The organism is Microbacterium trichothecenolyticum, assembly GCF_000956465.1.
Taxonomy (GTDB): Bacteria; Actinomycetota; Actinomycetes; order Actinomycetales; family Microbacteriaceae; genus Microbacterium; species Microbacterium trichothecenolyticum.
The window spans coordinates 255,348-280,688 of record NZ_JYJA01000039.1; the positions used below are offsets into that span (position 1 = coordinate 255,348).

The 25,341-nt window shown below is 70.1% G+C and carries 26 protein-coding genes; 16 read left to right on the forward strand and 10 right to left on the reverse strand.

Going from position 1 to position 25,341, the window contains the following annotated elements; translation table 11 throughout:
• Window positions 1-10: 10 nt before the first annotated feature.
• The 8 genes from RS82_RS16830 to rplQ all read left to right on the forward strand — a co-directional run bounded on the left by RS82_RS16830 (window position 11) and on the right by rplQ (window position 4,588).
• Window positions 11-709 (forward strand): DsbA family protein, encoded by a 699-nt coding sequence (locus RS82_RS16830; protein ID WP_045301512.1) that lies wholly within the window; start codon window positions 11-13, stop codon window positions 707-709.
• A 114-nt stretch (window positions 710-823) separates the two neighbouring features.
• Window positions 824-1,315, forward strand: coding sequence for a hypothetical protein (locus RS82_RS16835; RefSeq protein ID WP_157005651.1), 492 nt, complete (start codon window positions 824-826; stop codon window positions 1,313-1,315).
• A 136-nt stretch (window positions 1,316-1,451) separates the two neighbouring features.
• Window positions 1,452-1,673, forward strand: coding sequence for a translation initiation factor IF-1 (gene infA / locus RS82_RS16840; protein WP_018171468.1), 222 nt, complete (start codon window positions 1,452-1,454; stop codon window positions 1,671-1,673).
• 64 nt (window positions 1,674-1,737) lie between these two features.
• On the forward strand, window positions 1,738-1,854 hold the full coding sequence (rpmJ, locus tag RS82_RS16845) for a 50S ribosomal protein L36 (RefSeq protein ID WP_005050492.1): 117 nt from the start codon (window positions 1,738-1,740) through the stop codon (window positions 1,852-1,854).
• A gap of 158 nt (window positions 1,855-2,012) precedes the next feature.
• Window positions 2,013-2,387, forward strand: coding sequence for a 30S ribosomal protein S13 (gene rpsM / locus RS82_RS16850; RefSeq protein WP_045301516.1), 375 nt, complete (start codon window positions 2,013-2,015; stop codon window positions 2,385-2,387).
• 33 nt (window positions 2,388-2,420) lie between these two features.
• The gene (rpsK, locus tag RS82_RS16855; RefSeq protein ID WP_018171470.1) at window positions 2,421-2,819 is read left to right on the forward strand and encodes a 30S ribosomal protein S11; all 399 of its coding nucleotides are present in this window, start codon (window positions 2,421-2,423) and stop codon (window positions 2,817-2,819) included.
• Between the two features lie 166 nt (window positions 2,820-2,985).
• Window positions 2,986-3,975: a DNA-directed RNA polymerase subunit alpha gene (locus RS82_RS16860; RefSeq protein ID WP_045301523.1), complete on the forward strand. Its 990-nt coding sequence runs from the start codon at window positions 2,986-2,988 to the stop codon at window positions 3,973-3,975.
• 64 nt (window positions 3,976-4,039) lie between these two features.
• Window positions 4,040-4,588, forward strand: coding sequence for a 50S ribosomal protein L17 (rplQ, locus tag RS82_RS16865; protein WP_045301525.1), 549 nt, complete (start codon window positions 4,040-4,042; stop codon window positions 4,586-4,588).
• Between the two features lie 200 nt (window positions 4,589-4,788).
• Here rplQ and RS82_RS16870 read toward each other — a convergent pair whose 3' ends face one another.
• Window positions 4,789-6,801: an acyltransferase family protein gene (locus RS82_RS16870; RefSeq protein ID WP_045301527.1), complete on the reverse strand. Its 2,013-nt coding sequence runs from the start codon at window positions 6,799-6,801 to the stop codon at window positions 4,789-4,791.
• A 171-nt stretch (window positions 6,802-6,972) separates the two neighbouring features.
• Between RS82_RS16870 and truA the strand changes: the two genes are divergently transcribed.
• Together truA and RS82_RS16880 are read left to right on the forward strand one after the other, a co-directional pair.
• Window positions 6,973-7,833, forward strand: a complete 861-nt coding sequence (gene truA, locus RS82_RS16875; protein ID WP_045301529.1) for a tRNA pseudouridine(38-40) synthase TruA — start codon at window positions 6,973-6,975, stop codon at window positions 7,831-7,833.
• A 51-nt stretch (window positions 7,834-7,884) separates the two neighbouring features.
• Entirely contained in the window at window positions 7,885-8,481 is a 597-nt protein-coding gene (locus tag RS82_RS16880; RefSeq protein ID WP_045301531.1) for a hypothetical protein, read from the forward strand.
• Here the strand turns inward: RS82_RS16880 and RS82_RS16885 are convergent.
• Both RS82_RS16885 and RS82_RS16890 read right to left on the reverse strand, forming a co-directional pair.
• Window positions 8,459-9,634, reverse strand: a complete 1,176-nt coding sequence (locus RS82_RS16885; protein WP_045301699.1) for a hypothetical protein — start codon at window positions 9,632-9,634, stop codon at window positions 8,459-8,461. The two genes, RS82_RS16880 and RS82_RS16885, sit on opposite strands and share 23 nt — an antisense overlap.
• On the reverse strand, window positions 9,631-11,325 hold the full coding sequence (locus tag RS82_RS16890) for a sensor histidine kinase (protein ID WP_052676894.1): 1,695 nt from the start codon (window positions 11,323-11,325) through the stop codon (window positions 9,631-9,633). Before RS82_RS16890 ends, RS82_RS16885 begins: the two co-directional genes overlap by 4 nt.
• A gap of 190 nt (window positions 11,326-11,515) precedes the next feature.
• On the opposite strand from RS82_RS16890, the gene RS82_RS16895 reads away from it, so the two are divergent.
• Window positions 11,516-12,991 (forward strand): glycosyltransferase family 2 protein, encoded by a 1,476-nt coding sequence (locus RS82_RS16895; RefSeq protein ID WP_045301535.1) that lies wholly within the window; start codon window positions 11,516-11,518, stop codon window positions 12,989-12,991.
• A 312-nt stretch (window positions 12,992-13,303) separates the two neighbouring features.
• On the opposite strand, the gene RS82_RS16900 is transcribed toward RS82_RS16895, so the two are convergent.
• The 3 genes from RS82_RS16900 to RS82_RS16910 all read right to left on the reverse strand — a co-directional run bounded on the left by RS82_RS16900 (window position 13,304) and on the right by RS82_RS16910 (window position 15,832).
• Window positions 13,304-14,212, reverse strand: coding sequence for a response regulator transcription factor (locus RS82_RS16900; protein ID WP_045301537.1), 909 nt, complete (start codon window positions 14,210-14,212; stop codon window positions 13,304-13,306).
• Window positions 14,213-14,336: 124 nt separating this feature from the next.
• A complete protein-coding gene (locus tag RS82_RS16905; protein ID WP_045301539.1) occupies window positions 14,337-15,335 on the reverse strand; it encodes a glycoside hydrolase family 6 protein in 999 nt (332 codons plus the stop codon).
• Window positions 15,336-15,388: 53 nt separating this feature from the next.
• Window positions 15,389-15,832 carry a hypothetical protein gene (locus RS82_RS16910; protein ID WP_045301541.1) on the reverse strand — a complete coding sequence of 148 codons (444 nt, stop codon included), beginning with the start codon at window positions 15,830-15,832 and terminating at the stop codon, window positions 15,389-15,391.
• 148 nt (window positions 15,833-15,980) lie between these two features.
• On the opposite strand from RS82_RS16910, the gene RS82_RS16915 reads away from it, so the two are divergent.
• Window positions 15,981-16,715 (forward strand): endonuclease/exonuclease/phosphatase family protein, encoded by a 735-nt coding sequence (locus RS82_RS16915; protein WP_045301543.1) that lies wholly within the window; start codon window positions 15,981-15,983, stop codon window positions 16,713-16,715.
• Here the strand turns inward: RS82_RS16915 and RS82_RS16920 are convergent.
• Window positions 16,712-17,551: a hypothetical protein gene (locus RS82_RS16920; protein WP_045301700.1), complete on the reverse strand. Its 840-nt coding sequence runs from the start codon at window positions 17,549-17,551 to the stop codon at window positions 16,712-16,714. The two genes, RS82_RS16915 and RS82_RS16920, sit on opposite strands and share 4 nt — an antisense overlap.
• A 46-nt stretch (window positions 17,552-17,597) precedes the next feature.
• Window positions 17,598-18,995, reverse strand: coding sequence for an HNH endonuclease (locus tag RS82_RS16925; RefSeq protein ID WP_084695722.1), 1,398 nt, complete (start codon window positions 18,993-18,995; stop codon window positions 17,598-17,600).
• A 173-nt stretch (window positions 18,996-19,168) separates the two neighbouring features.
• On the opposite strand from RS82_RS16925, the gene RS82_RS16930 reads away from it, so the two are divergent.
• The 4 genes from RS82_RS16930 (at window position 19,169) to RS82_RS16945 (ending at window position 22,695) form a co-directional block, all read left to right on the forward strand.
• Window positions 19,169-19,693 (forward strand): VanZ family protein, encoded by a 525-nt coding sequence (locus RS82_RS16930; protein ID WP_052676895.1) that lies wholly within the window; start codon window positions 19,169-19,171, stop codon window positions 19,691-19,693.
• Between the two features lie 497 nt (window positions 19,694-20,190).
• Complete coding sequence (locus tag RS82_RS21400) at window positions 20,191-20,973, forward strand: hypothetical protein (RefSeq protein WP_157005653.1); 783 nt, start codon at window positions 20,191-20,193, stop codon at window positions 20,971-20,973.
• On the forward strand, window positions 20,970-21,779 hold the full coding sequence (locus RS82_RS16940; protein ID WP_045301547.1) for a caspase family protein: 810 nt from the start codon (window positions 20,970-20,972) through the stop codon (window positions 21,777-21,779). The genes RS82_RS21400 and RS82_RS16940 overlap by 4 nt, the downstream gene beginning before the upstream one ends.
• A 61-nt stretch (window positions 21,780-21,840) precedes the next feature.
• The gene (locus RS82_RS16945) at window positions 21,841-22,695 is read left to right on the forward strand and encodes a universal stress protein (protein WP_045301549.1); all 855 of its coding nucleotides are present in this window, start codon (window positions 21,841-21,843) and stop codon (window positions 22,693-22,695) included.
• A 53-nt stretch (window positions 22,696-22,748) separates the two neighbouring features.
• Here RS82_RS16945 and RS82_RS16950 read toward each other — a convergent pair whose 3' ends face one another.
• Entirely contained in the window at window positions 22,749-23,321 is a 573-nt protein-coding gene (locus RS82_RS16950; RefSeq protein WP_052676896.1) for a hypothetical protein, read from the reverse strand.
• A 130-nt stretch (window positions 23,322-23,451) separates the two neighbouring features.
• Window positions 23,452-25,236: a DUF4012 domain-containing protein gene (locus tag RS82_RS16955; protein ID WP_045301708.1), complete on the reverse strand. Its 1,785-nt coding sequence runs from the start codon at window positions 25,234-25,236 to the stop codon at window positions 23,452-23,454.
• Window positions 25,237-25,341 lie beyond the last annotated feature (105 nt).

Genomic DNA, 25,341 nt, shown 5'->3' on the forward strand with positions numbered 1-25,341 from the left:
GAGGCTCCACATGGCGCAGACGGCACGCAAGACCAACTGGTTCGCGATCTGGGTGACCCTGGGCGTCGTGGTGGCGCTCGTCCTCGTCACCGTGCTCGTGGTCACCTTGAACAACGCGGCCACGCCCAAGCCACTGCCGACCGAGGTGACCACGCCGTCCGCGTCGAACATCGACAGCGAGACCGGCGCGATCACCGTCGGCACCGGCGAGGACACCCTCGGCACCTACGTCGACTTCATGTGCCCCGTCTGCAACCAGTTCGAGCAGGTCTACGGCGCCGAGATCCAGAGCATGGTCGACGACGGCAGCATCACGCTCGAGATCCACCCGATCTCGATCCTCGACGTCCAGTCGAGCGGCACCCAGTACTCGACGCGCGCCGCGAATGCCGCCTACTGCGTCGCCGTCGCCGACGCCGACGCGTCGCTGCCCTTCCTGCAGGCGATGTTCGAGAACCAGCCCTCCGAGGGCTCGAAGGGCCTCACGAACAGCGAGATCCTCGACATCGCGTCGGGCGTCGGCGTCACGGGGATCGACGCCTGCGTCAACGACGGCACCTACGCCGGCTACGTCACGGCCATGACCGCCGAGACCCCGATCCAGCCGGGCTCTTCGGGCATCGGCACCCCGACCATCACCGTCAACGGACAGGTCATCGCGAACTCGTCGCTTCCGCCCGCGGGTTCGCTCGCGACGCTGTTCGAATAGGCGACGGGGTACCGGATGCCGCGGCCGGCGGCATCCGGTGCTCCGCTGTCGTCTCTGCCGACGCTTCCGGCGCGCCACCCCCGCCACTACGCTTCGGCTAGGAAGGCGGGTGGGATGAGCGGAACCAGGCGGAGGTCGTTGTTGCGCGCCGCTCTGATCGCGGCGCCCGGTGTCGAAGGCCTCGTGATCGTCCAGGGGGACGCCGACTTCACCAAGTCACCGGGTGGCACCTTCAACGTCGGCTGGGTCGGCGTCGGGTCGGGTGTGGTTCCGACGCCGGGCGAAGTGATGCTCGCGGTCGGAGGCGATCTGTCGGTCGGAGCCGGCACCGTGCTCGATGTCGGCGCCAACGCCAGGGACGCCTCGGACGAGCTCCTCGGCGGCAACGTCGACGTCGGCGGGATCACCACGCCCGACTACGAGACGGACGGCTCTCGCTACAGGCTCAACAACGGGGCGCTGCAGCAGGAACTGGGCGCCGCGGCCACGGCTCCGTGGTCGACGTGGGGCGGGCGATCGCGATGGGCGGGGGGCTGCTCATCGGAGGAGCCGTGGTCGTGCTCATCACCGTGGTGCGTCGCCGGCGATCCTGAGTGCGAGCCGTGACCGCACCGCGGCCATTTGCCGCGGCATCCACTATCACGTATGCTTGATCTTTGGTGCGTTGCGCCTTTATTGGCGTGTCGTTGCACCGATCCCATCCACCGCAGATCGACCGGTCTGCACAAGTGTTAGCGAGCGTATGGCGAAGAAAGACGGTGTCATCGAGATCGAGGGCGTCGTGTCCGAGGCGCTGCCCAACGCGATGTTCCGCGTTGAGCTCAGCAACGGCCACAAGGTCCTCGCGACGATCTCCGGCAAGATGCGGCAGAACTACATCCGCATCATCCCCGAGGACCGTGTCGTCGTGGAGCTGTCGCCCTACGACCTCACCCGCGGGCGAATCGTCTACCGCTACCGCTAGACCGGTCGAGAAGTAACACCCCAGGCTCCGGCCTGCCCGGTGAAGACAGCGAAGAGAAGAAATCATGAAGGTCAACCCCTCCGTCAAGCCCATCTGCGACCACTGCAAGGTCATCCGTCGCCACGGTCGCGTCATGGTGATCTGCAAGAGCAACCCGCGTCACAAGCAGCGCCAGGGCTGACATCAGGTCTGGACGGATGCTGCGGCTCGCGGCATCCGTCATCCCACAACTGAATACGACTACAGGCAGCGTCAGAACCTCTCCGGAGGGGACACCTCGGGCTGGGGGCCCGGGCACCGACACTGCTCCACACCTCCACCAACTCTCAGGAGAACCGCATGGCACGTCTTGCCGGCGTTGACATCCCGCGCGACAAGCGCGTGGTGATCGCCCTCACGTACATCTACGGCGTCGGCCGTACCCGCTCGAACGAGATCCTCGCTGCGACGGAGATCGACGAGAACATCCGCGTCAAGGACCTCAGCGACGACCAGCTGATCGCGCTCCGCGACTACATCGAAGGCAACTACAAGGTCGAGGGTGATCTGCGCCGCGAGGTCGCCGCCGACATCCGCCGCAAGGTCGAGATCGGCTCCTACGAGGGTCTGCGCCACCGTCGCGGCCTTCCGGTGCGCGGTCAGCGCACGAAGACGAACGCCCGTACCCGCAAGGGCCCGAAGCGCACCGTCGCCGGCAAGAAGAAGGCGCGCTAAGGCGCGGCCCCCAGGGTTTAGGAGAGCAAAGCAATGGCACAGGCCAAGTCCGCAGCGCGCAAGCCGCGCCGCAAGGAGAAGAAGAACATCGCGCTGGGCCAGGCCCACATCAAGTCGACGTTCAACAACACGATCGTCTCGATCACCGACCCGTCGGGCGCCGTCATCAGCTGGGCGTCGTCGGGTGGCGTGGGCTTCAAGGGCTCGCGCAAGTCGACGCCGTACGCCGCCGGCATGGCCGCGGAGTCCGCTGCCCGCCAGGCGCAGGAGCACGGCGTCAAGAAGGTCGACGTCTTCGTGAAGGGCCCGGGCTCGGGTCGCGAGACCGCGATCCGTTCGCTCACGGCCGCCGGCCTCGAGGTCGGCTCGATCCAGGACGTGACGCCGCAGGCCCACAACGGCTGCCGTCCGCCCAAGCGCCGCCGCGTCTGACATCCCGTAAGCCGGGGCACCGTTCGTCGGTGCCCCGGCTCCGGCACGTTTCCCACGGATGCCGCGACCGCTCGCCTGCGCGTCGGCCGCAGCATCCCGAGTAAAACTCAACACCTCACCCACCGCACGTGTCATATAGCGGGCACGTGATCGAAAGGAACACATAGTGCTCATCGCACAGCGTCCCACTCTGACCGAGGAGAAGATCGGGGAGTTCCGCAGCCGTTTCGTCATCGAGCCGCTGGAGCCCGGCTTCGGTTACACGATCGGCAACGCGCTGCGTCGCAGCCTCCTGTCGTCCATCCCCGGCGCAGCCGTGACGTCGATCCGCATCGACGGCGTCCTCCACGAGTTCAGCACCATTCCCGGTGTCAAGGAGGATGTCACCGAGATCATCCTCAACATCAAGCAGCTGGTCGTCTCCAGCGAGCGCGACGAGCCCATCACCGCGTACCTGCGCAAGACCGGCGCCGGTGAGGTCACCGCCGCCGACATCTCGGCGCCGGCCGGTGTCGAGGTGCACAACCCCGAGCTCGTCATCGCGACGCTCAACGACACCGCCAAGTTCGAGCTCGAGCTCACCATCGAGCGCGGCCGCGGCTACGTCTCGGCGACGCAGAACCGCAACGAGTACGCCGAGGCCGGCCAGATCCCGGTCGACTCGATCTACTCGCCGGTCCTCAAGGTCTCGTACCGCGTCGACGCGACGCGTGCCGGTGAGCGCACCGACTTCGACAAGCTCGTGCTGGACGTCGAGTCGAAGTCCTCGATCGCCCCGCGCGACGCCGTCGCTTCCGCCGGTCGCACGCTGACGGAGCTGTTCGGCCTGGCCCGCGAGCTCAACGTCGAGGCCGAAGGCATCGAGATCGGCCCGGCGCCGGTCGAGACCGTCCTCTCGAACGAGCTGTCGATGCCCATCGAGGACCTCGACCTCTCCGTGCGTTCGTACAACTGCCTCAAGCGTGAGGGCATCAACACCGTGTCGGAGCTCGTCGCCCTCTCGGAGACGCAGCTCATGAACATCCGCAACTTCGGTCAGAAGTCGGTCGACGAGGTGCGCGACAAGCTCGTCTCGCTCGGCCTGTCGCTGAAGGACTCGGTCCCCGGGTTCGACGGTGCGCACTTCTACGGCGGCTACGACGACGAGACCGTGTGATCGGATGCCGGGGCTCCCGGCATCCCGTATCCCCTGACCGAATTTCATCCTGGAGTAACTGAGAATGCCCAAGCCCACCAAGGGTCCCCGCCTCGGAGGCGGCCCCGCCCACGAGCGCCTGCTGCTTGCGAACCTGGCCGCCGCGCTGTTCACCCACAAGTCGATCAAGACGACCGAGACCAAGGCCAAGCGCCTGCGTCCGCTCGCCGAGCGTCTCATCACGTTCGCGAAGCGCGGCGACCTGCACGCGCGTCGTCGCGTGCTGTCGGTCATCGGTGACAAGGAAGTCGTGCACGTCCTCTTCACCGAGATCGCTCCGCTGGTCGCGGACCGTGACGGCGGCTACACCCGCATCACCAAGGTCGGCAACCGCAAGGGCGACAACGCTCCCATGGCCGTCATCGAGCTCGTTCTCGAGCCCGTGACGAAGAAGCCGTCGGCCAAGAAGGCTGCCGCCGCGAAGGCTGCTCCGGCCGAAGAGGCTCCCGCCGAGGAGACCCCTGCCGCCGACGAGGCCGCCGAGGCCGGCGCCGAATCGCAGGAGGAGGGCGCCGCCGCCGAGGCTGCTGCCGAGGAGGCCGTCGAGGCTCCCGCCGAGGAGAAGTCCGAGTAAATCGGATCCCGCCGGGCGCAGCAGCCCGGCACCCCTTGCACCGCGAGGCCCGTCACCCACTGGGTGACGGGCCTTGCTGCGTCTGCCGTCTCGTTCGTCCGTCACCTGCGCACGCCAGATCCGCCGGTCCGCGCGCACAGGTGACGAACGAACAGCGGAGGAAGGGGACGGATGCTGCGGCCCGCGCCCCGACCGGAAGCTCAGGGGGTGAGATCGGCGCTGAGGATCTCGGCGAGGCGGTCGGCGCGGGCGGCGGCGTACTCGCGGCGCTCGTCGGCGATCTCGTCCACGGCGGCCGCGACGGTGTCGGCGAAGATGCGCCCGCCGGCGGCGCCGGGGTGGATCCTGTCGGCGGCCAGGAGGTCCTCGTGGGGCGCGATGGCGCCCGACCAGTCGGCGACGATGACGTTGCGGTGGTCCTCGGCGAACGCGGCGAGCTCGGCGTTGACGCCGGGGATCCAGTCGCGCGGCGCGTACGCGTTCACGAGAACGAGGTTGCGCTTCGGTCCGACGGTGTCGGCGAGCTGCTCCAGCGTCGACGGGTCGACCGCGCCGTTCGTGCCGAGGGCGACGACGACGTACGGCCGCAGCCGGCCGGTGGCGTCGAGGTCGTCGACGATCTCGGGCGCGGCCCACATCGAGCGCGAGACCTCGGCGTCGACGTCGATGCCCGGCAGGCGCTCCACGAGCCCGCCGGCGGACGCCAGCATGACGGAGTCGCCCACGGCGCTGATCTGGTCGCCGGTGATGTCGGTCGCAGCGGGGGTGGCCGTGTCTGTCGCCGAAGGGGTCGGGGCGATCGGCGCGGGAGCCTCGCGCAGCGCCTTCTCGAGGGCTGCCCGTCCCGCCTCGACGGCGGCCTCGGCGCTGGTCTCGTCGGGCGAGACCGCGATCGCGGCGCCCGCCCCGGCGAGCACGAGCGCGCCGCTCAGCGCGACGCCGACGGTGCGCAGCCGTGCGCCGGGCCCGCCCTGCAGGCGTGTGGCGAGCATGCGCATCGAGGCGCGGAAACCATGCCGGCGCACGGGTGTCTCGACGTAGCGCAACGACAGGGCGGATGCTGCGGCCGTCGCCGCGAGGACTCCCAGGCCGATCCAGACCGGCGCCGTGGCGACGGTCGCGTCGGGCGCGAACGCCGCGACCGCCAGCACGAGCAGCGGCCAATGCCACAGGTAGATGCCGTAGGAGCGGTCGCCGATCCAGCGCATCGGCCGCACATCGATCGCGCGTCCGAACCACGAGCCCGGCCAGACGCCCGCCACGATCGCGATGGCGCTGAGCAGGCTGGCGGCCAGGAGCGCGCCGGGGAACGTCGCGGTCGAGGCGGTCTGCGGCACCATGGCGAGCGCGACCAGGCCTGCGAGCGCGAGCACCCCGGCTGCCCCGGTCACGCGTCGCGCGACCCGCGAATCGACCCAGCGAGGCCGCGCCGCCGCGAGCGGCGCACCGCCAGGCACCGTGCGCCAGTGCGGCCCGCGCGCCCCGTCGCTGGTGGTCGCCACGAGCGCGGCGGGCGCAGCATCCGTCACCCGGAGCAGGGGAGCCAGCAGGAATGCGAGGCCGACGCCGAGCAGCAGACCGAACGCGTGCGTGTCGGTGCCGAAGTAGGCGCGCGTGACGTCGCCCCCGCCCGCGACCACGACGCCCATCCACACGGCCGACGCGGCCGCCAGGGCGAACGCCGCGGCCGTGCGCGCCCGCGCCCGCGGCAGCAGCAGGAACAGCGGGAAGATCAGCGGCCAGAGCACATAGAACTGCTCCTCGACCGCGAGCGACCAGAAGTTGCGGAACAGCTCGGGCGTGGCCGCGGCGAAGTACCCGCCGCCGCCCGCGACCGAGACCCAGTTGTAGCTGAAGGTCGCGGCACCCAGCACCTGGTCGTCGAGGTCGACGAGGACGTCGCCGCCGACGATCCAGGCCAGTGCCGAGCAGACCGCGACCACCACCGCGAGCGCGGGCACGAGCCGCCGTGCGCGCCTCTGCCAGAAGTGGCCGAGCGCGACGCGTCCGGTCGAGATGTGCTCCCGCAACAGCAGGCTCGTGATGAGGAACCCGCTGATCACGAAGAACACGTCGACCCCGACGAAGCCGCCCGGCAGCACCGCCGGGGGGAACAGGTGGTAGACGACCACGAGCAGCACGGCGATCGCCCGCATGCCGTCCAGCCCGGCCAAGCGGGCGGGAGGGCGTGGGGAGGGCGCAGTCGACGTCATGGGTTCTCGCGAACGAAGGAGGGGGAACCGCAATCATACGTGGCCTCCCTGGGCATATCACGGCGCGCGGCCCGGCTCCGCCTGGCCGATGCGGCGCTCGCCGCGATCGGCGAGACGCTGCCTCGCGGCGGCTTCGTCGTCGGGTGAGGGTGCCTCGGTAGGCTGGAGCCCGTGCGGATCCGCCTCGACATCGCCTACGACGGCACGCATTTCCGCGGGTGGGCGCGTCAGCCCGGGCTGCGCACCGTGCAGGAGACTCTCGAATCCTCCCTCGCGCGGGTCCTCGGCGGCGATCCGCGGCTCGTGGTCGCCGGACGCACCGATGCCGGCGTGCACGCCACCGGCCAGGCCGCCCACGTCGACCTCGAAGAGGCGCAGCAGCAGCGCATGCTCGCACGGCACGCGCGTCCGGCCGCAGGCGTCCCCACTGCCGAAGACCGCGCCGCAGCGCTCGCTGCGCGCATGACCGGCGTGGTCGGCGCGTACTCCGACGTCGCGGTCACGGGCTCGCGCATCGCGCCCGAGGGCTTCGATGCGCGGTTCTCGGCGGTGTGGCGCCGGTACGAGTACCGCATCGGCGACACGGTGACCGGCTACGACCCTCTCGAGCGTCATCGCACCACCTCGGTGCGGGCATCCCTCGACGTGGAGGCGATGGATGCCGCCGCTCGCGCTCTCATCGGACTCCACGACTTCGCCGCGTACTGCAAGCCGCGTGAAGAGGCCACGACGATCCGCACGCTGCTCGAGTTCGACTGGCACCGCGACGCCGCCGGCGTGCTGGTCGCGAACGTCAAGGCCGACGCGTTCTGCCACAGCATGGTGCGCGCGCTCGTCGGCGCGTGCGTCGCCGTCGGTGAGGGGCGCCTCGACGTCGGCGACGTCGTCGACATCCGCGACGCGCAGGAGCGTGTGCCCGAGGTCAAGGTGCTCGCGGCGCGCGGGCTCACGCTCACCGAGGTGGGCTATCCGGCCGACGATCTGCTCGCCCAGCGTGCCGAGCAGACCCGCGCGCGGCGCGACCGCGAGTGACAAGGCCCCGCTAGACTGACCGGACGTTTTCCGGCGCGACTCGGGGGTTCTATGCGCAGGTGGGACCGGTTCGCCGGCGTCGTGATGATCTCGCTCGTCGGCATGGCGGCGCTCGCCGGCTGCGGGCCCGCACCGTGGGAGGAGGGCGCCGGCGGGAGCACGCCGACGCCCACGTCGACCACGGTTCCGACCCCGGTGCCCAACGACCTCTCCGGTGGGGCCACGCAGCGCCAGCTCGCTGCGGGCGCAGTCACCGCAACGATCGACTACTGGTCGACGCTGTCGATGGACGAATGGACCGCCGAGGCGATCAAACCTGTGAGCATCTCGCTGATCACGACGGTCACCCCTGACGACGGGCAGAAGGTCTACCTGCAGCGCGCGACGATGACCGCCGTGCCGTCGTCCCCGACGGGTGCGCTGGATGCGCTCGCTCCGCAGGTCGACTCGTCGACGGTGAGCCCCGGCTACCTCGTGCTGGATCCGTACAGCTACTCGCAGACGTTCAACGTCGGCCCGGTGCCGGCCGAGGCGACGTACGTGACGCTGCAGTTCAGCTACGACTTCCTGGTGCAGACGACGCCGACCTCGAGCGAGTACGCCAAGCAGACGGCGACCGACACGCTCACGGTAGCTCTGACTGACTGATCAGGCGGTTGACGATGGTGGCGCCGACGCGCTCCCATCGGTCGCCGCCCTTGCCGCTCGCGACCCGCGCGGCCTCGCGGCCGGTGTACACGAGAGTGTCGAGGTCGTACCCGAGCACCGAGACCGGCGCCCAGCCGGCGCTCGCCGTGGGTCGGATGGGGAGCGCGCCATGCACGTCGAGCACGGTCACGCGCTCGAGCGTCGCGCGCAGCAGATCGCGCACCACCGCATCCGGTCGGGGCACGAGCACCACGACGGCGCCCGCCGAGGGCGATCCGACGTCGGATTCGGCCGGGAAGGCGGCGCGCACCTCGTCCTCGAGACGTTCCGACAGGGTCGCGAACGCGGCTGCCCCCGCGGTCTGGCGGATGTCGGCGGCGTCATCGAGCCCGAGATAGACGACGGACCACGGCTCCGAGGTCTTCTGCGCCCGCGCGAGGCGGTCGCCGGCGGTCCGCTCGAACTGCTGCCACGCCGTCGAGACGGCCGCGGTGCGGCCGAGCCCGCTGTCGCGAGCCGTCGTGCCGACCACCGCGACCAGAGCGCAGGCCACGTACACCAGCATCCCCACCGATGCGATCAGCCGCACCAGCTCGAAATCGTCGCCGCCCGATGGCGGGTACACGAAGCCCGCGATCAAGGTGCCGACCCCGGTGACGAAGAACGCGATCGAAACGATCACGAGCGGCAGCAGCAGCCGATCGTGACGCCGCGACGAGGCGCGCGCCCAGTCGAGCACGAACAGGCCCGCGAACACGGATGCTGCGAAGAACACCGTGCGGTACGCCACGGTGAACCATGCGAGGTCGTCGACGATCGCGAGCGAGAACGCGGACACCGCGGCCATGGCCGCTCCCGCCCACACGTGCGGGCGCAGCCCCCATGCCGCGCGGAAGCCCGACCACAGGAACGCCGGCGCGCCCATGAGTGCGCCCAGCGACGCGCGACGGAGCTGCTCGATGCCGGCGATGTCCCCCGCGACGACGCCGTAGGTGGCGAGCATCGCGAGGGCGAAGGCGATGCTCCAGGAGAGCGTCGGGAGACCGGGCCGCACGAGGAACGCGATGCCGATGGTGAGCATCGTCGCCAGGGTGGTGATCACCGCCTGGGCGATGCCGAGGTCCACGCCGGCTCCGGCGATGAGATCGGTCATGCTCGTCCTTCTTTGTCGCGCCGGTCCTCCGGCCGCGCGGCCGGACGACCGGCCCGCTCGCCCGCCAGCTCGCCCGCCAGCGGCAGGCGGATCGTGATGGTCGTGCCCGTGCCCGGCTCGCTGTCGATCGACAGCGAGCCCCCGTGGGCGAGCACGATGTCGTTGCTGATGCCGAGTCCGAGCCCGGTGCCGCCGGACTTCTTCTTGGCCTCTTCGGTGCGGAAGTACGGGGTCAAGATGTTCGGGAGGTCGTCTGCGGCGATGCCGATGCCGGTGTCGGCGACCGACAGCACGACCTGGTGGTCCTCGACGGCACCGGTGATGCGGACGCGGCCGTCGCGCGGGGTGTACTTGATCGCGTTGCTCACGACGTTGTCGACGACCTGCCGCAGCCGGAACCCGTCCGCGGTGATCGGAAGGGCCTCGTCGGCGCGCACGTCGATCGAGATGTCGCCGGAGACCGCGGTCGGGCGGAACGAGGCGACCGACTCGACCAGGATCTGACGCAGGTCGATGTCGTCGACCTCGTCGCGGGCTGAGAAGCCGCGCTTCGAGGTCGTGCCCAGGCTCTGGATCATCGTCAGCATGCGGTCGCTCGCTGCGACGATCGACTCGAACCGCTCGCGCGTGCGCGGGGTGAGGTCGTCGAGTTCGAGAGCGAGTTCCGCATTGCCGATCATCACGGTGAGCGGGTGCTTCAGCTCGTGCGACGCCATGGCCGTGAACCGCTCCCGCTCGCGCTGCGCGTACGTGAGGGCGGTCACGTCGTGGACGAGGAGAAGGATGCTGGATCCCTCGTCGCCGCCGGCCGCGAGGCGCTTGGCGGTCACCGAGAGCGCGCGCCACTCTCCTTCCGCGGTGAACAGCCAGACCGAGGCATCCGTGAAGGTCTCTCCGCGTGCGGCACGCGCGAAGGGTCGCTCGGAGAACGGCACCGGCATGCCGCGGCGCCCGGTGTACTCGACGGAGCGGGCGGGCAGCGTCGGGTCGAGGGGGTCGAGGCCGTACAGGCGCGAGTAGGCGTCGTTCACGGCGAGCACGGAGCCGTCGTCGGAGATGCGCGCGATGCCGGTGTCGACGCCGTTGAGGATCTCGCTGGTGCGGCGCTCCTGGTCGGCGCGGCGCATGTACGTCGCGGTGAGGCGGCTTGCCTGACGGCGCAGCAGGCGGCGCAGCGCACGGGTCCGGCGGAGGGCGATATGCGCCGTGATGCCGATGAAGGTCAGCGACAGCAGGACGACGAACACCCGCAGCGCCGCGAGGTTGCTCGAGGTGATCGCCGAGTCGACGAGGAGGATCAGCCCGATCAACGCGAGCATCGCGGCGAGGGCGGTTGCCCGGAAATGCATCGCGACCCACATCACCGGGAACGCCCAGAGGTAGCCCAGGCGCAGCTCGGTCCCGCTGGACATCAGGCCGATGGCGATCGCGTCCGCGAACGGCACCGCCAGCACCGCCCACGCGGGCAATCGCGACCACGGCAGACACAGGGTGGCCAGCGTGAGGATGACCACCAGCAGCGTGCCGACCAGGAAGTTCCAGCGGCCGAACATCGCCGGCTGCAGAACCATCACGAGGATCGCCGTGATGAGCACGCTGGCGGCGAGCACCAGCTGCGTGAGCCAGATCGACCGGGTGCGGCCGTCGGGCGTGCCCACGACGAGTGTCGATCGTGCAGCCCCGGTAGCCATAGCCCGATTCTATTGACCCGGCCACCTGGCATTTCGACGCCGGGCCGACAGCGGGCAAACGCTCTCTCTTGCGGATGTCTTGCGGAAACCTTGCGGTTGTGTTCGCGGTGTCTCGGAGGGGCCTTGCGGTCGGTGGGAGAAGCTCTTGTTGTGCCGGAGACACCGGCCGAGAATCCGAAAGGCGACGAACGTGAGCGAGATCGTCCCCCTCACCCGCAGCCAGCGCACGCACCGCGCGGAGCCGGCCGCTGCACTTGAGGACGTCACGACCGTCCACGGATTCGCCGAGGACTTCGAGGCCGTGCTCGACGACACCTCTGTGCACCGTTCGACGATCGGCTGCGTCATCCCCGCGTACAACGAGGAGGAATCGATCGCCCAGGTGATCGAGTCGCTGCTCGGCCAGACCCGCGTGCCGGATGTCATCCACGTCGTCGTCAACAACACGTCCGACGCCACCGTCAAGCTCGCGTCGCAGTACGCCGGCCCGCACGAGGTCGTCACCGAGCTCGGTGAGCAGTTCACCGAGGTCTTCGTCCACGACATCGGCAAGAACCCCGACAAGAAGGTCGGCGCGCTCAACTACGGCTACACGCTGGTCGAGGGCTACGACTACCTGCTCGGCGTCGACGGCGACACCGTCGCCGACGCGAAGGCCGTCGAGTACCTCGAGGCCGAGGCCACCAGCGACACCCGCATCGGCGGCATCTCGGCGATCTACTCGATCGACGACAAGCCGATCAAGGGCTCGCTGGCGAAGTTCCTCACGACCGGCCAGCGCTCGCAGTTCGCGGCTTTCAACCTGCACAACCTGCTCCGCGGCCGCAACATGGCGGTTCTCGGCGGCCAGTTCTCGATCTTCTCGACGCACGCCCTGCGCGACGTCATGAAGGAGAACCACCAGTCGACGCCGTGGGTCAAGGACTCCGAGGTCGAGGACTCGCTCCTCTCCCTCCAGATCAAGAGCGCCGGCTACCTCACCAAGATCAGCCCGTTCGCCCGCGCCGACGTCGGCGGCATGACGACGCTCCGGGCGCTGGACGCGCAGCAGGTCAAGTGGACCTACGGCGCCATCGAGCTCATGTGGCCGGGTCAGCGCGGCGACACCAAGGGGCAGCCGTTCCACCCGAACCTGCGCGTCCGCTGGCTCGAGCACTTCGACATGCTCATGAACATGTTCGTGCGCATCGCGTTCGTCACGCTGCTCGCGGCGTCGCTGTCGATCGGGGCCTTCGTCTTCTCGTACTGGTGGCTCATCCCGCCGGTGGTCGCGATCGCGCTCAACACGCGTATGGCGCTCACGATGCACAACCGCAACACACGCGATGTTCTCTTCGGGCTGACGCTGCTGCCGGCCGAGATCTACATGTGGATCCGCTGCAGCCACTTCGTTCGCTCGTGGACGCGGTTCCTGTCGCGCAAGAAGGTCGACAACTGGGCGATGCAGGCCAAGGCCGAGCGCGGCGGCGGCTTCGGCCACTGGACACCGCTCATCCTCGCCGTCGCCGTCATCGTGGCGATGGTCGCGATCTGGATGATGCTGCCCGTGATGGTGCAGTCCACCGTCCTGTGGATCGGCTGGCCGATCGTCGGCGTCGTCACCGTGCTGCAGACGCTGTCCATGTTCTTCAAGCTCATCCGTCGCCATCACGGATACAAGGTCTGACCCGAACCCGAATCGGGTCAGAACTGGGGAAGCGCCGCGGCTGGGGAGCGCGGCGCGGGGGAGGAGGTGAGGGGTCCGCCTTTGGGGGAAGGCGGGCCCCCTCACCGACACAAGCACGGCGGAGAGATCCGCTCGTCCGACACGTACCCGAAGCGTGTCACCGCTGGGGAGAGCGCCGCGGCTGGGGAGCACGGTGCGGGGGAGGAGGTGAGGGGCCCGCTTTGGGGAGAGGCGGAGACACCCTCGCCGAAAGTGAAGGAGGCATCCGCTCACGTGGGGCGAGCGGATGCCTCCTTCGCTGTTCCGGGAAGGTCAGCCCTCCGAGGTCAGCCGGTACCCGACGCCGCGCACGGTCTCGATGTAGCGCGGGTTCGCGGCGCTCTCGCCGAGCTTTCGTCGCAGGTTCGTCATGTGCGCCTCGACCGCGCGTTTGTCGGCCTCGCCGACGAAATAGCTCGTCACATACGACTCCCCGCGCAGCACCAGCGTCAGGTCGGCCTTGCTGCGCACGCGCCGCTTCGACTCGAGCAGGGTCGCGAGCAGGTCGAACTCGGTGCGCGTGAGATCGAGCTCCTCGCCGCCGATGAGCACGATGCGGTTCTCGGGGTGCAGCCGCAGGTCGCGGTGCGTCAGCCACTCGCCGTTCGTGTCGACGGTGGCGGGGACGGATGCCGCACCCGCCGGCACGATCACGGTCGCGGGTGTCGCGAGGTCGCGCTCCTCGATCGCGGGGGCGGTGGGCACGGCGGTGGTCGTCGGCCGCATGCCCGGGAACGACGGACCGACGCTACCCTGCGAGGGGGCGGCGGGAGCCGGCGGCACGGCCCGCTCGGCGTCGGCGCTGCGGCGCCGCATGAGCGCTTCGACACGCGCGCGCAGTTCGCGCGGCCGGAAGGGCTTGAGGAGGTAGTCGTCGGCGCCGGCGCCGAGCCCGGCGATCACGTCGGCCTCGTCGTTCATGCCGGTGAGCATGATGATGTACGTGTCGGACTGCGCGCGGATCCGCTTGGCAGCCTCGATGCCGTCGATGCCGGGCATGTTGACGTCGATGGTCGTGAGCACCGGCTTGTAGGTGAGCACCGCCCGAACGCCGTCGATGCCGTTGCCGACCGAGACCGTCGAGAACCCCGACGATTCGAGGACCTCGGCCAGGACGTGGCGGATCTCTTTGTCGTCCTCGATGATGACCGCTGTCTTCAGCTCGTCAGAAGGGGTGCTCATTCGTGCGATCTTTCTCGGACGGTGGAACCGGTAGATGCGCCGGTTACCGACCCCAGCCGCGGCCCCCGACGCATGCGCAAAGTACTCCCGATGCTACACAACACCGGGAATGCCTGGTCGGAGATCAATCCGCGACTACGTCCCGGGTGAGCTCCACGGCGGCCTCCGGCCACCACTGCCCGGCCGCAGGCCCGCCGTTGCAGTCGCCGTCGCTCTCGCCGGGCGGCTTGATCCAGAGGTTCGTGTCGACGACGTCGTCGCCGATCGTGCCGCCAGGTTCTCCGACGAGACGCCCGGGCGGATTGCACCACTCGCCGTTCGAGCCCGCGCCGCTGCGGCCGGTGTCGATGATCGCGTGCAGTCCGTCGAGGCGTCCGGCGACGTCGTGGGCGTACGCCACCTCGTCGTCGGTCGCCTGGAAGTTCGACACGTTCGTGACGAAGCCGCGGATGCCTCGCTCCCCGTCGCCGCGGGACGCACGGTCGACGCTGTCGATGAGGTCGGCCATCTCAGCCGGGGCCAGCCAGTTCGAGTGGCCGCCGTCGACATAGATCCAGGTGCTGTCGCCGGCGAGAGTCTCGATCGCGGCGCTCAACTGCTCGACGCGCTCGTCGACGTTTCCGCACTCGGGCGCGAGGGCGAGGCTGTCGGGCTCGAGGATCACGAGGGGGGACGTGTCGGCGGCCTCGTGCAGCGCATCGCCGATCGCGCGCGTCCACTCGAGATACGCATCCCCGTCGAGACCGCCCGCGGAGTGCCCGCCGCAATCGCGTTCCGGCAGGCCGTAAACGACCACCGCGATGCGCGCGGACTGATCGCGCGCCTCCGCGGCGAGCCCGGCGATGCGCTCGCCCACGACGTCGGTGGGATCGCCCTCCGGCGTGAGCCAGACGGCCGTGGGCTGTGCGCTCAGATACTTCGCCGCGGCCTGCTCGGGGCTGCCGTCGGCGGCACGGGTCGCAGCATCCGCCGCCTTCGAGAGGTCGGAGGCGACGATCTTCGTGCCGCGACCGGGCGGCTCGGGAGCCTGCCCGACCAGGAGCACGACGGCGGCGACCACTGCGATGACGGCGACGGCGCCCGTGATCGCGAGGATCGTGATGGTCCGTCGCGAGGTGGGCACGAAGGCGAGCCTACGAGAAGTGAGCCCGAGGGCGGGCGCTCCGGCGTGTCGCGTCAGGCCGTGCGGGGCCGCGGACTGCGCACGCGTGCGGCGGGCGCGGTGCGTCCGGACGCGAGTGCGCCGTGCCGGGCCGTGCCGCCGCGCTTCGAGCCGACGAGCTGCAGCAGGGCGGCCGCGAGCGGGCTCGCGGAGGTCGCCTCGGCCTCGAAGGCGCGGGCGACGACGGATGCTGCGCGCTCGAACTCCTGCCGCTTCTCGAAGACCGCGCGGCGCTCGGCGACCACGTGGTCGGCGGCGGCGTACTCGGCGCGCAAGCGGGCGCGCTCGGACTCGTCGAGTCCGGGTCGACGCGCGGTGCGCTCGAGGGCCTCGGCGGCCCGGGAGCGCAGGGCGATGCTGCGGTGCAGCTCGCGCTCGGCGGTCTCACGGGCGATGCGGCTCGCGTCGAGCGCGTCGGCGAGCTCGGCGCGGACGGTCTTCGGGGATGCGGTGGTCATGGGGTCCTCCAGGATCGGGGTGCGGGTTCACGCTCGGATGCCGTGAACCGGCACACCACTCAAGAGCCGCAGCATCCGGTTTTCGTACATACGAGCTTCCTGTCAAGGCCATCCGCTCGCCACGTCGGCGGCATAGGCTGTGGTCGTCATGAAGGTCATCTCGTACAACCTGCGCAAGCACCGGGCGGCGGGGGAGCTCGCCCACCTGGTCGAGCGCCATGGCGCGGACGTGCTGTGCCTCCAGGAAGCGGACACGTCCGACATCCCCGAAGAGATCTCGGGGCTGCGGCTCGCGGACTCCACGCAGCGCAACCGTCTCGGGCTCGCGGTGTACTACCGCGAGAACACCTACCGCGCGGTCGAGGTGCGGGCGCTCGCGCTGAAGAAGTCGTTGCATGACCGCGTGCTCAAGCCCGCGGAGGAGCGGCTGCTGGGAGTCCGGCTGCACGACATCGACGAGAACACCGATCTCATCGTGGCCTCGTTCCACGCCGCGCCGCTGACGGCGCTGAACTCGCTGCGCCGCCACCAGATCCGCACGGCGCTCGGCGAGCTGCAGCAGCTCGGCGAGGGGCTGCCGGCGCTCATGGTCGGCGACTACAACTACCCGGTGTTCAAGGAGCGGCTGGGCCAGCACATCCGCGAGCAGGGGTACGAGCTGAACCTGTCGGACTCGCGCACGTACACGCGCTACCGCTTCTTCCGCGGTCACTACGACTTCGCGACCTCGATCGGCTTCGAGATCGACCGCGTGCGGACGCTGCCGCAGGGCCTGAGCGATCATCTGCCGATCCTCGTGACCGCCCACCCCGCCGCGGGTGTGCGCCGCGTGGTCGAGATCGGCGACCCCGAGACGGCGGCGGCAGGCAGCGGCGCTGCCTAGAGGAGCGACGGGTCGGGGTCACTCCATTTCTCGATCCCCTGCACCACCCAGAACACGAAGAACAGCGTGAGCGCGATCGCCTCGACGATGAGGACGATGGGGATGCCGGAGCCGCCCGCCTGCGGGAGCAGCACGACAAACGCCACGAGCACCAGCACGAGCCCCACCGCGATCGCGGTGTACAGCACACGGAACACCGGGGCAGGGGGCGGGCCCTGCCGAGGGAACGCGCCTCGCACGGCGACCGCCGCGAACAGTGCGAAGAAGGCCGTCGTCGCGATGAAGTGCGCGTTCTGCAGGAACGCGTCTCGCGCGAATGCCCACGTGAGCCCCGTCGCGGCGATCACGACGGCCGCGATCAGCAGCGACGGCCACACCGCTGCGAGCGAGACCTGGCCGAGCGCGCCGAGCACCAGCGCGACGAGGAGCAGCAGAATCCCGAGCACGAGGTAGACGACCACGCCGTTCGCGACGTCCGCCTCATACGCGGGCGGGAAGCAGCGTCCCGTGCACGGGACGCTGACGCCGGGCACGGCGTCGGGTGCGAGAGTCGTCGGCACCAGGGCGATCAGCGGCGCGAACAGTGCGGCGGCATCGAGGAGAGCCCGCTCCGCTCCGCGTCCCGACAGGGCGAACAGCGCGAGGGAGACTGCGATCAGCGCCCCGACGAACACATCGCGGGCGGGCGTGTAGAAGTAGTCGCTGACGGAGGTCAGCCAGCCGTACGTCGTCGCCGCCTGGGCGATCGCGACGAAGATCGCGATGACGGTGCCGGCCAGCCCGATCCGCAGGTAGCGGTAGGTGCGCTCGAGCGACGTCGACCCAGCGGATGCCATGGCGATCACGATAGCGGCCTGCCCCGACGACCGTGCCCCGCCTGGGTCAGGCGGCTGCGAAGTCGTAGCGGGCGCGTCCGCCCAGGCGTGGAGTGCGCGCGGGGTCGACGTAGACGGGTGGGATGAGCCACACCCTGGCCTTTCGACCGGTGCCTTCGACCTGTATGTCCCACCCGTTGTCATGTATCCGGTGGTGGCACGATTCGCAGAGCAGCACGCCATTGTCGAGGTCGGTGGGGCCGGCGTCTCGCCTCCACCAGCGGATGTGATGCACCTTCGTGAATTGGGGCGGAAGCCCGCACCCGGTGCACCCACCGTCGCGCTCGCCGAGGGCGAGTTTCTGGGACCTGGAGTAGAGCCGCCGCTCGCGACCCCAGTCGAGGATCTCGCTGTCGCCGCCGAGCACGCAGGGGATCACGGAGGCGCTGGACGCGAGCTTGCGGGCCGCCGAGGCCGAGATGGGAGCGTCTATGCCGTCGATCTCGGCCGTGCCGGTGCCCTGGCGAAGGGTCTCGAGGTCCATGCGCACGACCACCGTCACCCCGTTCAGGGGGAGGTCCTTCTCGTCACAGCCGAGGGCGTGCTCGCAGATGCTCACGAGCGCGTCGGCCTGCATCTGCGGGATCGTGCGGCGCTCAGCATCCGTCGTCTCATCGAGCAGGGGCGTCGCGGGCGCATCGGGCGCGGGCGTGGCGCGGGCGTTCTCGACGTCGCGCTGGGCGCGGAGCTTCGCAGTGACCATGCCTTCGAGCGCGGTCACGACCGGCGCGCCGCTCACCGGGTCGAACTTGCCGTTGATGATGATCACGCCGGAGCGATCGCGGCGGATGGTCAGCCCCGTCTCGGCCGCCAGGTCCGCTTCGCGGGGCTCGACACCGTCGGGGTCGAGCCAGGCCTCGGCGCGGAGAATGAGCTTCGACAGGGCGTCGAGGGGGAGCCCGGCAGCCTGCGACACGAGGAGCTTCTCGGCTTCGTCGACCTTCTCAGCTCCGGCGCGGATCGCGACGCGGTCGAGCATCGCGATGATCGCCGACGCCGCCTGCGCTCCGATGCGGCCGTCGCTCAGACCCTGCCCGACGTGCGGATGCCGGGCAGGTGCCTTGTCGCCGGAGAGCAGCATGCGCGGAGTCGTGGCCTCGCCGACCTTCACGAGCCGGGCGGCGTCGCCGGTGGTCGTGCCCATCGTCGCCGCGATGAACTGCGTGGGGTTGCGGAAGCCCTGGATCTTCGCGAGGCTGTCGGGCCCGAGCTCGGGCCGTGACTGCCGCTGGATCTCGGATGCCACCAGCGCTTGAACGCTCTCGGCAAGACGTTTGCCGCGCCCGATCTGCTCGTTGAGAGCGATCAGCTCGGCCGGCGAGAGCGACGCGATGTCGCGCTCGTCGGGCAGGATTCCCCGCGCAACGTCGATCGCCTCGGCGAGGGACGACAGTGCGCTGGTCATGCATTCAGCGTAGCGGAGGCGAGCACGAATGTCAAAGATTTGTTCGAATAATTAAGACCACCGCTCGCGAAATCGCCCCTGATTCTCGGCCATCGCCGATCTTCAGGTTGAATCCCTATCGTTACCATCGAACATCTGTTCCCTACGCCGGTGCGCACTCTCGCTCGAACGCGGTGCCGAGTAGAATCGCCGCACTGCGCGGCAGCGTCGCGGCGCCCGACCGAGGGGAGCCCGCCATCACCGACGCACCCGCTGTCGCGCCCGCGCAGCCCTCCACCGCGGCCGTCGCCACCTTCCACCTGCGTCGCACGCAGGGGCGAGGCATCCGTCTGCTCGTCGTCTATGGCGTGATGCTCGCGCTCATCGCGTTCTGGCCGACCCCCGTGGATCGCGGAGCGTCAGCCCCTCTCCACGCGATCACGCGCGCCGTTCCCTGGCTGACCTACGAACTCATCGAGACGACGGCGAACGTCGCGCTGTTCGTGCCGTTCGGGGTGCTGCTGGCGCTCGTCCTTCCGCTGCACCGCGGACTCGTCGTGCCGATCGCCCTCGCGACGACGCTCGTGATCGAGTCGGGGCAGGGGCTGCTCCTCTCCGAGCGCACGCCGAGCCTGCGCGACATCGTCGCCAACGTGCTGGGCGCCACCATCGGCCTTGCGATCGTGCACCTGATGGAGCGGCGCAGGATTCCGGATTGACGGATGCTGCGCCCCGCCCCGCGTCCGGTCGGACGGCGCCGTTGCGGCCCCTTGTGCGGCGGTATCCGCAGCGCTAGCATCCGGGCATCGGTTGCCGGGGGGAACGCGCAATCGGTTCGGGTCCAGCGCGAAGGCGCGGCTGTTTCGCCGTGCCGGTTCGACCGGGGGGCGAGACCATGAACGACGCTCAGAACAACGAGCCTGCAGCAAACGGCGCCGATGCGGATGCTGCGGCAGCAGCTCCCCCAGCGCCGGTGGCGAATGCGCCCGAAGGGGAGAAACCGCCCGTGCCGCCGCGAGGGGATGGCGAACCGGTGGCGCCCGCGCCACCCGACCAGGCTCCGGCGCCGGCCCCAGCGCCCGCGCCGGCCCCAGCGCCCGCGCCGGGCCCGGCCCCCGCGCCCGGAAAGCCGGTGCTGACCCTCGCCGCAGTCGTGGCTCCGAAGCAGCCGGTAACCGCGCCCGCGCCGCTCGCAGCAGTGCCGCCGGGGGCGCCCGTGAGGTTCACCGTGACGTCGACGGTGGCGATCCCCGCTCCATCCCTGAAGTCGGGCACAGTGCCGATCGCAGCGACGTTCGCCAACGCGGCCCGCTCCGCCACGGCCACCGAATGGAACGCGAACGTTGTGTTCACCGCGCAGCCGGCCGCCGAGGTGCATGCCTCGGTCGGCGCAGGAGCCGACGAGGTCGTGTCGGCGCCGATGCGGATCACCCTCACCATGGGCCCCGTCACGGGGCAGCCTCCCGGCAACGGAGGCGGCGGGGACATCGTCGGCCCTGCCGAGGTCGCAGTCGGCGAGTACGACGCCGACTTCGCCCGCCGCACGGGCAAGGTGTTCCGGGGGCTCGCCTTCGTGTTCGCGGGTCTCGCCGCCTGGATGCTCCTGTGGATCCTGCCGATGGGCGGCCTCGACGACACCGAATCCGACCTCACCGAGCGGGTCATCGCGGCGGCGAGCACTGTCGCGCTCGCCGCCGGAGTCATCGCGATCCTTGCGGGAGTCTGGATGGCGCTGCTCGAGGCGAGAGGCCGACAGCGCGCGCGGGTGGCCATCGCTGCAGGCGGCTCGAGGGGCGCCGGGGGCCTGGGCATGAGCATCGCCGACGTCGAGAAGCTCGCGGCGGCGCTGAGCAAGGTCCGCGGAACCATTGCCGCATTCGTCATCGGCGTGCTGCTGATCGTGCTCTCGCTGACGGCGCTGACGGTCGGACAGGCCATCCCCGATCCGCCCGCGACCACGCAGACCGACGACGGGCAGTCGACGACTGGTGACGAATGAGCGAGGTGCACGCGGTGCTGATCGGCGTGGCCGCGCCGGCGCCGGTGCGGTGGTCCGACAACGACGGAAGGTTCGTCACCGCCACCGAGCCCTACCAAGACGGTGACTTCCGATTCGCTGCGCTGGAAGGCGTGAGCACCGATCTCGCGTCGTACACGAACATGGTCATCGACGCCGCGCCCGACGCGGTCATCTCTCGACTGGAGAGCCCCGAAGACACGACGCTCGCGGCGGTGACCGCCGAACTGGAAAGGCACGTGCGTCGGGAGATTCCCTGCACCTGCACGTCGCTGGTGATCGTTCTCGTAGGGCACGGCTTCCAGGTGCAGACGTGGGATCCCGAGGAGCCTGACCGCATGGACGAGCTGTTCGCCCTCTCCGATCTGCCCCTCATCGACGACTGGTGGGTGCCGTTCTGGCGCGAGGCGCGCCGCGACCTCACAGCGACGATCGTGGTCGACTCCTGTCACTCCGAAACGATCGTGCGCGGCCTTTTCGTGCCCGATCCGGTCATCGTGCGCGAGCGCGTGAACGATGGGCCGCGGCGCCTGATCATCTCCGCGTCGATGGACGCCCAGCTCGCCTATGAGCATTCGATGGGGGGCCAGACCCAGGGTGTCCTCACGCACGGGCTCGAGCTGGCGTGGGCGTTGCCCGATAACCGGACGAGTTACGAGGCCTGGTTCGCTTCCGCGTCCTCGATCGTGAACCGGACGATCCTGCAGACCGCCGTCATGCGCATCATCGATCCCGAGCAGACCGTCCAGCTCGTTCCCCCGTTCACGGCCGGAGCGCCGGCGGGGTAGGTCCGACTTCCCTCGCGGCGGTGCGCGTCGCTAGCCTCGGGACGTCGAAGGGAGAGCCAGGGTGGCTGACGCGATCGTGGCAGGTGTGACAGGTAGACCGGTGCGGCAGCGGGTCGCCGACTGGGCGGCGGGTCGCGCGGCGGCCACCGGGCGCGATCTGGTGCTCGTGTCGGTGGTGGGCGGGGCGGTCGGCGCCGTGGGCGAGGACGAGGTGCTGCAGCGCGCGCTGGACGACGCCCAGGCGCTAGCCGACGGGGAGGTCGCGCGCCTGCAGGGCGCCGACCTGGACGTGCGCACGGTCGTGTCGCACGGCAACCCGACCGAGGTGCTGATCGAGCAGTCCGCGGATGCCGCGCTGCTCGTGATCGGCAGCGACCTCGGCGGCGAGGGACACGTGCGGCGGGGGCCGCATGGCCGTCGCATCGTCGCGGGTGCGCACTGCACGGTGATCGTCGTCCCGGATCTCGACCTCTCGGATCGCCGCGGCGTCGTGGTGGGCGTCGACGGGTCGGACGTGTCGCAGCGGGCACTGGAGTTCGCCGCGGCGGAGGCCGCAGCATCCGGCGACGCACTCACGGCCGTGTCGGCATGGATCCCTGTGAGTGCCGGGGCCGACTACGCGATGGGCGGAAGCGTCTCGTTCCACCCCGACCTCTACCTGACAGACCTCCAGGCTCAGACCGAGCGATCCCTCGACGAGCTGTTGGCCGACGTGCGCCGGACCCACCCCGACCTCCGCATCGAGACCTACGTCGCCGAGGGCGATCCGGGTTCTGTCATCAACGAGGTGGCGGCCACCGCGCGGCTGGCGGTCGTCGGCACCCATGGCCGCACCGGACTCGCGCGGCTGCTGCTGGGCTCGGTGAGCGAGCACGTCCTGGCGGAGCTGGTGACGATCACCGCCGTGGTGCGCTGAAACGAGAAGGACCCTCCGGCCCGAGAGCCGGAGGGTCCTTCTTTTTCGTTCGATCAGGCCGTGACGCGTGCGCGGCTGTTGCGGCGGACCGCCGCGACGACGGCGAGTGCACCACCGGCGAGGACGAGTGCGCCACCGCCGATCCAGACACCGAGCAGCGAGGCGCTGTCGGAGCCGGTCGCGGGCAGGACGCCGCCGCCCGCGCCGCTGCCGGCCGCAGCCGCCGTCACGGTGGCCGACACGCCGCCGCCCGCCGAGGGCGAGATCGCGGTGATCGTGTACGGACCGCTCGCGTCGGCCGGGAAGCGGATCGAGATCGGGTCGAGACCGCCCTGGGCGTTGGCCTCGAGCACGCCGAGCGTCTTGGTCTGCACGGCGAACTTGACGAAAGCGAGCGACGCGCCGCTCGCGTTCTCACCGGTCAGCGTGACGGTGACGGGCTCGCCCGGCTCGAAGATGTCGTTCGCCACCGAGAAGGTGACGGTACCGCCAGGAACGACGGTGGAGCTGGAGACGGTGCCCGAGCCGGCGGGCGGGTACGTGCTCGCGTTGGCAGCGAGGGGAAGTGTGGTCAGCGCCGCCGCCAGAAGTGCGACGGCAGCTGCGCGGAAGATGTGACGTTTCATGGAATTCACCCGGTTCTATTCGTTCGGTCGTCGCAACCATTGGCGCGATGTCTCCCCAGAACACCGATGTGCATTTTTCCCAGTAGAAAGGCGCCCACCGAGGTTCTTCGATGAACGCCTTCTCATCTGATTATTGGGCAGATTCGCAGGAAGATGCAACCGCGCCTGTTTCTGCAGCGTTAATGGTGGGTGACAACTCGGTGCCGAGCGCGGGAGTCCGTGGGGTGCGCACTACGAATGTCGCCGTGGACTGCTCGCCCGGAGCCAGTTCGCTGGTCCACATCTGCACGAGACGGCCCGCGTGCATGCCGCCGCCGAAACCCGCGAAATCTGCGTCATCGCCTACACCCGAGGCGACGAGCTCGGCTCCTTGGGGGAGGTAGATGTAGGCGACGGTGCGGGCGCTGCCGCGCGGAACGCCGTAGTTCTCCGCGCCGGTGATGTAGGCGGGAAGGGAAGCCGCATCGGCAGGCGCGTTGTTACGCAGCGTGACGGTGAGCTCGGCCAGCGAGTCCGAGTCCGGGCCCGTGCACCAGCCGACGCCGGCCGTGAGCTCCGTGTAGTAGTCCATCTTCGATCCGGTGCCGTCGTTGACGTACACCCCGAATCGCGTGGTCGTGGCGTCGGTCACCGGCAGTCGACCCTGCAGTGTCGTGCCGTCGAGCAGCGCCTGTTCGTCTTCGTGCGCGTTCCAGATGAGCAGGCGACGCTCGCCGCCCGCCCGGGCGAGCGCGCCGATGAGGGTCGTCGGGTCGGACTCCCCGTCCACGAGCGCCGTGAACACCGCGGCGGATGCTGCGGCGAAGAACGCGTCCTGATCCGCCGGCCGTGCGTACCGGAGGTAGACCTCGTTCAGCAGCAGGTCGACGGCGTTGTCGGCCGTGAGCACGTCGCCGGTGGGAAGGTTCACCGGGCCGGTGGCGGTGAGCAGGTACGACAGCGTCACCGGGTCGATGGTGAGGACGCCATCCACCGACGTGCCGAACTCGCGCGCCCACATCTCTCGTGCGATCGGGGCGCTGACCGTGAAGTCCGGGATCTGCGTCGCGTTCTGGATGTAACGCGCGGGGCGCTCTCCGAAGAGCGCCAGGGTCTCCGCATCCATCGGCACGACCGCATCGTCGAACCGGGTGAAGTCGGCCGTCGAGCCTGTCGCGGTCAGCGTGAGGCGGCCGTCGTCGGCGTGCAGCACGACCATCGCGCCGACGATGCCGCCGAGCGAGCGCCACTCCGCGTTGTTCTGGACGAGCACGAGGTAGTCGCGCGGGCTCTCGGCGCCGAGCATGGCCGGCAGGAGCGCGGTCGCGCGGGCGAGCGCGTCGGCGGCGGGGGCGGTGTCGCCGAGCATGCGGCTCATGTCGTCGACCGCCGAGCGCAGCGGCGCGACGAGAGCCGTCGAGTCGATCGATGAGACGGATGCCTCGGCCCGGGCGATCCCCGCGGCTCCCTCCGCGGCAGCGGGGTGCAGTGCGGCGATGGTCTCGAGGTCGAATCGGCCGTCCACCGGGCGGAGGGCGTCGAGTGAGAGTCCTCCGGCGGCGTCGGCGAGCGGCTGCAGTGACGTGGCCGCGAGGTCGTCGACCGCGGCGGCTACGGTCGAGACCGCCGCGAGCTGGGGTCCGACCCAGGGGAGGGACTCCGACGCCTTCCACACCGGGTCGCTGGTGAGGTCGTGCGCGGCGGCGGTGTCGGCTTGCAGATCGCCGAGCCGTTCCGTCACGGCCGCGGGATCGTCGAGACCGTCGCGGATCGTGGCGACCTGAGAGCGCGCCGCTTCGAGGTGCTGGTAGGCGAGAAGGCCTCGGACGCCGAGCCAGCATGCCGCGGCGAGCATGAGCAGCAGAATGCCGCCGAGGACCCACGCGATCACGGCACCCGCACGGCGGGCGGAGGAGGGGAGCACGGGTCGGGTCACGCGCTCCACCTTAAACGCGGCTCGAGAATGGAGTGCGCCGGCCGATTTGCGGCGCTCTCAGCGATGCGGCCAGAATGTGGGAGCGGCCGGGGGGCGCGTCGTCGA

Excerpts from the sequence above, each read along its gene's own strand:
- RS82_RS16910 (WP_045301541.1), bottom strand. The coding sequence starts at position 15,832 with ATGACCACCGCATCCCCGAAGACCGTCCGCGCCGAGCTCGCCGACGCG.
- rplQ (WP_045301525.1), top strand. The coding sequence starts at position 4,040 with ATGCCCAAGCCCACCAAGGGTCCCCGCCTCGGAGGCGGCCCCGCCCAC.
- infA (WP_018171468.1), top strand. The coding sequence starts at position 1,452 with ATGGCGAAGAAAGACGGTGTCATCGAGATCGAGGGCGTCGTGTCCGAG.
- rpmJ (WP_005050492.1), top strand. The coding sequence starts at position 1,738 with ATGAAGGTCAACCCCTCCGTCAAGCCCATCTGCGACCACTGCAAGGTC.
- RS82_RS16885 (WP_045301699.1), bottom strand. The coding sequence starts at position 9,634 with ATGACCGATCTCATCGCCGGAGCCGGCGTGGACCTCGGCATCGCCCAG.
- RS82_RS16950 (WP_052676896.1), bottom strand. The coding sequence starts at position 23,321 with ATGAAACGTCACATCTTCCGCGCAGCTGCCGTCGCACTTCTGGCGGCG.
- RS82_RS16900 (WP_045301537.1), bottom strand. The coding sequence starts at position 14,212 with ATGAGCACCCCTTCTGACGAGCTGAAGACAGCGGTCATCATCGAGGAC.
- RS82_RS16830 (WP_045301512.1), top strand. The coding sequence starts at position 11 with ATGGCGCAGACGGCACGCAAGACCAACTGGTTCGCGATCTGGGTGACC.
- rpsK (WP_018171470.1), top strand. The coding sequence starts at position 2,421 with ATGGCACAGGCCAAGTCCGCAGCGCGCAAGCCGCGCCGCAAGGAGAAG.
- RS82_RS16835 (WP_157005651.1), top strand. The coding sequence starts at position 824 with ATGAGCGGAACCAGGCGGAGGTCGTTGTTGCGCGCCGCTCTGATCGCG.
- rpsM (WP_045301516.1), top strand. The coding sequence starts at position 2,013 with ATGGCACGTCTTGCCGGCGTTGACATCCCGCGCGACAAGCGCGTGGTG.
- RS82_RS16890 (WP_052676894.1), bottom strand. The coding sequence starts at position 11,325 with ATGGCTACCGGGGCTGCACGATCGACACTCGTCGTGGGCACGCCCGAC.
- RS82_RS16915 (WP_045301543.1), top strand. The coding sequence starts at position 15,981 with ATGAAGGTCATCTCGTACAACCTGCGCAAGCACCGGGCGGCGGGGGAG.
- RS82_RS16925 (WP_084695722.1), bottom strand. The coding sequence starts at position 18,995 with ATGACCAGCGCACTGTCGTCCCTCGCCGAGGCGATCGACGTTGCGCGG.
- RS82_RS16940 (WP_045301547.1), top strand. The coding sequence starts at position 20,970 with ATGAGCGAGGTGCACGCGGTGCTGATCGGCGTGGCCGCGCCGGCGCCG.
- RS82_RS16870 (WP_045301527.1), bottom strand. The coding sequence starts at position 6,801 with ATGACGTCGACTGCGCCCTCCCCACGCCCTCCCGCCCGCTTGGCCGGG.
- RS82_RS16920 (WP_045301700.1), bottom strand. The coding sequence starts at position 17,551 with ATGGCATCCGCTGGGTCGACGTCGCTCGAGCGCACCTACCGCTACCTG.
- RS82_RS16880 (WP_045301531.1), top strand. The coding sequence starts at position 7,885 with ATGCGCAGGTGGGACCGGTTCGCCGGCGTCGTGATGATCTCGCTCGTC.